This is a genomic window from Spirillospora sp. NPDC049652 (assembly GCF_040675125.1).
Classification (GTDB): domain Bacteria; phylum Actinomycetota; class Actinomycetes; order Streptosporangiales; family Streptosporangiaceae; genus Spirillospora.
Window position 1 is genome coordinate 1 of record NZ_JBFAOF010000703.1, and the last position, 3,936, is coordinate 3,936.

5 protein-coding genes and 1 pseudogene are annotated in these 3,936 nt (G+C 72.6%); all 6 read right to left on the reverse strand.

Features of this window, described 5'->3' with window-relative positions:
* A partial coding sequence (locus AB0J52_RS30965; RefSeq protein ID WP_500186249.1) for an aspartate/glutamate racemase family protein occupies positions 1 to 312 on the reverse strand: 312 nt, incomplete at its 3' end.
* Between the two features lie 252 nt (positions 313 to 564).
* A complete protein-coding gene (locus AB0J52_RS30970) occupies positions 565 to 1,410 on the reverse strand; it encodes a thioesterase family protein (RefSeq protein WP_500186250.1) in 846 nt (281 codons plus the stop codon).
* Positions 1,411 to 1,724: 314 nt separating this feature from the next.
* A complete protein-coding gene (locus tag AB0J52_RS30975; RefSeq protein WP_500186252.1) occupies positions 1,725 to 2,672 on the reverse strand; it encodes a PLP-dependent cysteine synthase family protein in 948 nt (315 codons plus the stop codon).
* A gap of 16 nt (positions 2,673 to 2,688) precedes the next feature.
* The gene (locus AB0J52_RS30980) at positions 2,689 to 2,961 is read right to left on the reverse strand and encodes a MoaD/ThiS family protein (protein ID WP_500186255.1); all 273 of its coding nucleotides are present in this window, start codon (positions 2,959 to 2,961) and stop codon (positions 2,689 to 2,691) included.
* 201 nt (positions 2,962 to 3,162) lie between these two features.
* A complete protein-coding gene (locus AB0J52_RS30985) occupies positions 3,163 to 3,588 on the reverse strand; it encodes a M67 family metallopeptidase (protein ID WP_500186256.1) in 426 nt (141 codons plus the stop codon).
* A 33-nt stretch (positions 3,589 to 3,621) separates the two neighbouring features.
* Positions 3,622 to 3,936 (reverse strand): annotated as a pseudogene (locus AB0J52_RS30990) (hypothetical protein); the annotation flags it as partial.

The following is a 3,936-nucleotide window of genomic DNA, read 5'->3' on the forward strand; positions in this document are numbered from 1 at the left end:
CGCGGCGCCCCGCACGGCCGGGCGGATCACCTCGACCACCGGGACGTCGTAGCGCTCGCGGGCGTCGGCCAGCATCGCGGCGGACGCGCTGTTGCAGGCGATCACCAGGGCCTTGACGCCCTCGTCCACCAGGCGGTCGAGCATCTCCAGCGCGAACGCGCGGACCTCGGCGATGGACCGCTCCCCGTACGGCTGGCGGGCGGAGTCCCCGAGGTAGAGGACCGGCTCGTTCGGCAACTGGTCCAGGATGGCGCGGGCCACCGTGAGTCCGCCGAAGCCGCTGTCGAAGATCCCGATGGGCGCGTCTGACATGGTCCCCAAGGCTAAGTGCTTACGGTCGTCACTCGGTCGTCATGCGGCCGACATCACAGGTCCGCCAGATCACAATTTCGCCCGTTCGCCGGGCGGGGTGAGTGAGCGTTCACCCACGCCGGGCGGGTGGCCACTCCGTGTCAGGTCACGCACAGCGAGCAGACGGCGGAGGCCGACGGCGCCGGGGCCGGGCGCGAGAACCCGCGCGGCCGGTTCGGGCCAATCAGAGGTGCGGCCGGGGCGGGGAAGGCGTCAGGCGCGGCCGGTTCGGGCGAGCTGGCGGGACTGGGCCACCAGGCGGCCGGTCGAGTCCCAGATCTCGACCTCCTCGTCGAACCAGCCGCCCGCCGAGAGGCGGCCCGAGCCGAGGACGGCGAGCCAGCCCGGCGCCGGGACGGCACGCAGGTGCCAGGTCAGCTCGACGGTCGGGGACCAGCCCTTCGCGTCCACGTTGAGGGCGACGGGCGGGAGGGCGTCCACGGCCAGCGCCAGCGCGTAGGCGTCGGGCTCGTAGCCGCAGCGCAGGCGGAACCAGGCGCGGCCTTCGAGTCGTCCGCTCGGACGTCCGTCGAGCCAGCCCATCGTGGTCGGGTCGAAGAGCATGTCCACGCGGTCGGCGAAGCCCCGGTCGCCGAGGTCCCCGGGGTCGACGCCCTTGCCGGCGCCCCGCTTCGGCGTGGTGCTCTTCGGCGGGTCGTCCAGGCTGAGGCACGCCTCGACCGGCGGTAGGGCCGGGTCGGGCGGTGTCCCCACCCATACGGGCACGGTGGACGGGTCGAGCGTGGCGGTGGTGATCAGCGCGTCGACCACGGGCTCGCCGTCCTGCAGCAGGGTGACGAGGGAGTTCTCGGTGGTCCGGCCGCTCCGGCGGCGTTCCACGACGATCTCGGCCGGGCCCGGCTTGCCCACCCGCAGGAAGGTCGCGGCGGTGGAGACCGGGTGGGCGTGCGCGGACCCCTCCACGGCCGCGCGCCCCAGGACCGCCATCAGGTACCCGCCGTTGAGCGCCTGGGCGAATCCGAAACCCGGGTCGAGGTCGATCCGGTACCGGTCCGCGGCGACTCGCACGACCGACGTCGCGTCCCCGAACCTGCTCATCCGCGTCCTCCCGGGGGGCTTCTAGAATCACGTTCGAGAACGAGCGTACCGATCCCCGCCGCGCACCGCGCCTCCGCACCCCGGGGAACCACCCGCGCCCGGCCGTCCGGACCCGTCCCGCCCGCCCCGGAGACGACCCGTCCGGACCAGGCCGGATCCTCCGGACGCGCGGGTCACGCCTGGCTCGTCCACAAAGAATTATGGAGTTCGGACGGCCCGGAGACCGCCCGAACTCCACTGCTTCCCCAGCCGATTACCGCAGTCGGGGCGCCGGTGCGCCCCGGAATGCCCGGCTACCTGGCCCGCTCGGGTCTTTAGGCCCAGAGCTGGCCTTCCAGGCGGGATTCGGCCTCTTCCAGAGTGCCCTCGTAGGCTCCGGTGGACAGGTACTTCCAGCCGCCGTCCGCCACGACGAAGACGATGTCGGCCGGCTCGCCCGCCTTGACCGCCTTGCGGGCCATCCCGAGCGCGGCGTGCAGCGCGCCGCCGGTCGAGACGCCCGCGAAGACGCCCTCCTGTTCGAGCAGCTCCCGGGTGCGGCGCAGCGCGTCGGCCGACCCCACCGAGAACCGGGTGGTCAGGACGGACTCGTCGTACAGCTCCGGCACGAAGCCCTCGTCGATGTTGCGCAGGCCGTAGACGAGCTCGCCGTACCGCGGCTCGGCCGCCACGATCTTCACGTCGGGGACGTGCTCGCGCAGGTAGCGGCCGACGCCCATGAGGGTGCCGGTGGTGCCGAGCCCGGCGACGAAGTGCGTCACCGACGGCAGGTCGGCGAGGATCTCCGGGCCCGTCGTCTCGTAGTGCGCGCGGGCGTTGGCCTCGTTGCCGTACTGGTAGAGCATCACCCAGTCGGGATGCTCGGCGGCGAGGGCCTTCGCCACCCGGACGGCCTCGTTGGAGCCCCCGGCGGCCGGGGACGGGATGATCTCCGCGCCCCACATCCGGAGGATCTGGCGGCGCTCCTCGGAGGTGTTCTCCGGCATCACGCAGATCATCCGGTAGCCGCGCAGCCGCGCGGCCATGGCGAGCGCGATGCCGGTGTTGCCGGACGTGGGTTCGAGGATGGTGCGCCCCGGCGTGAGCAGGCCGTCCTTCTCCGCCTGGGCGATCATCCAGAGGGCGGGACGGTCCTTCACCGAGCCGGTGGGGTTGCGGTCCTCGAGTTTCGCCCAGAGGCGGACCTCCGGGGACGGGGACAGCCGGGGCAGGCCGACGAGCGGCGTGTGCCCCAGCGAGTCGAGCAGCGAGTCGAAGCGCATGGCACGGAGCGCCCGGTCAGCCGCCGGCGACGGCGGGCAGGATGGTGACGTTGTCGCCGTCGGACAGCTCGGTCTCCAGCCCGCCGAGGAAGCGGACGTCCTCGTCGTTCAGGTAGACGTTGACGAACTTGCGCAGCTTGCCGCCGTCCACCAGCCGGTCCCGCAGGCCGGGGTGGCGGGTGTCCAGGTCGGCGAACAGCTCGTCGAGCGTGGCGCCCTTGCCCTCGACGGCCTTCGAGCCGTCGGTCAGGGTGCGCAGAATGGTGGGAATCCGGACCTCGATCGCCATCGCGAAAGTCTCCTTGAGTGTCGTGCCGGGCGAGCCCCGTCGCGGCGTGCGGCCGGGCGGGGCACAGGGGTCATACCGGGAGGAGATGCGAGGGCGGACAGTCGTAGACGACCTCGGCGCGGGAGTGCCCGAACAGGAAGCTCTGCACGGGACACACCGCGCCACCCCCGCTCCGGGGTGCGCTCGTCGTCCACATGGCACTCATTTTACCTGGGAGTAGCTCTCGACCACGGCGACCTCTTCCTCGGTCACCTCGCCGTCCACGATGCGGTACGAGCGGAACTCGACGTCGTCCTCGTCCCGGGTGGACACCAGCACGTAGTGGGCGTTCGGCTCGGACGCGTAGGAGACGTCGGTGCGCGAGGGGTACGCCTCCGTGGCGGTGTGGGAGTGGTAGATCACGACGGGTTCCTCGTCGCGGTCGTCCATCTCGCGCCACACCCTGAGCTGCTCCATCGAGTCGAAGCGGTAGAACGTCGGGGAGCGCTCGGCGTTGGTCATGGCGACGAACCTGACCGGGCGGTCCGACCCGGCGGGGCCGGCGATGACGCCGCACGCCTCGTCCGGGTGGTCCGCGCGCGCGTGCGCGACGATCCTGTCAACCAGGGCACGCTCGATCGTCAGCATGCGCCGAAGCGTACCCGCCGCTCGCCGCCCAGGTCAGGGTCGCCCCTCCGGTCCGGGGGGACGGCCGGCGGACGGGTCGTCCAGGCGCGTGTGCAGGCGGACCCGGGTGCCGGTCCGGGCGTCCGAGCGGATCTCGACGATGTGGCACAGGCAGCGGACGGCCCACATGGCGGCCTCGGCGGGACGGTCCAGCCGGGGCGGGATGTGGCCGAGGAAGCGGTCCTCGACGCGGGCGGCCGGATCGGCGAGCTCGCAGACCAGCTCGTCCGCGGTCGCCCACCTGGTCGACGCTGTGGAACGGGCCGTGCTGGGTGCGGTAGTCGATGATGCGGCGGGCCAGAACGGGCC

What these genes read in the sequence shown, in the direction of transcription:
- AB0J52_RS30970 (WP_500186250.1), bottom strand. Translation starts at nt 1,410, where the DNA reads ATGAGCAGGTTCGGGGACGCGACGTCGGTCGTGCGAGTCGCCGCGGAC.
- AB0J52_RS30975 (WP_500186252.1), bottom strand. Translation starts at nt 2,672, where the DNA reads ATGCGCTTCGACTCGCTGCTCGACTCGCTGGGGCACACGCCGCTCGTC.
- AB0J52_RS30980 (WP_500186255.1), bottom strand. Translation starts at nt 2,961, where the DNA reads ATGGCGATCGAGGTCCGGATTCCCACCATTCTGCGCACCCTGACCGAC.
- AB0J52_RS30985 (WP_500186256.1), bottom strand. Translation starts at nt 3,588, where the DNA reads ATGCTGACGATCGAGCGTGCCCTGGTTGACAGGATCGTCGCGCACGCG.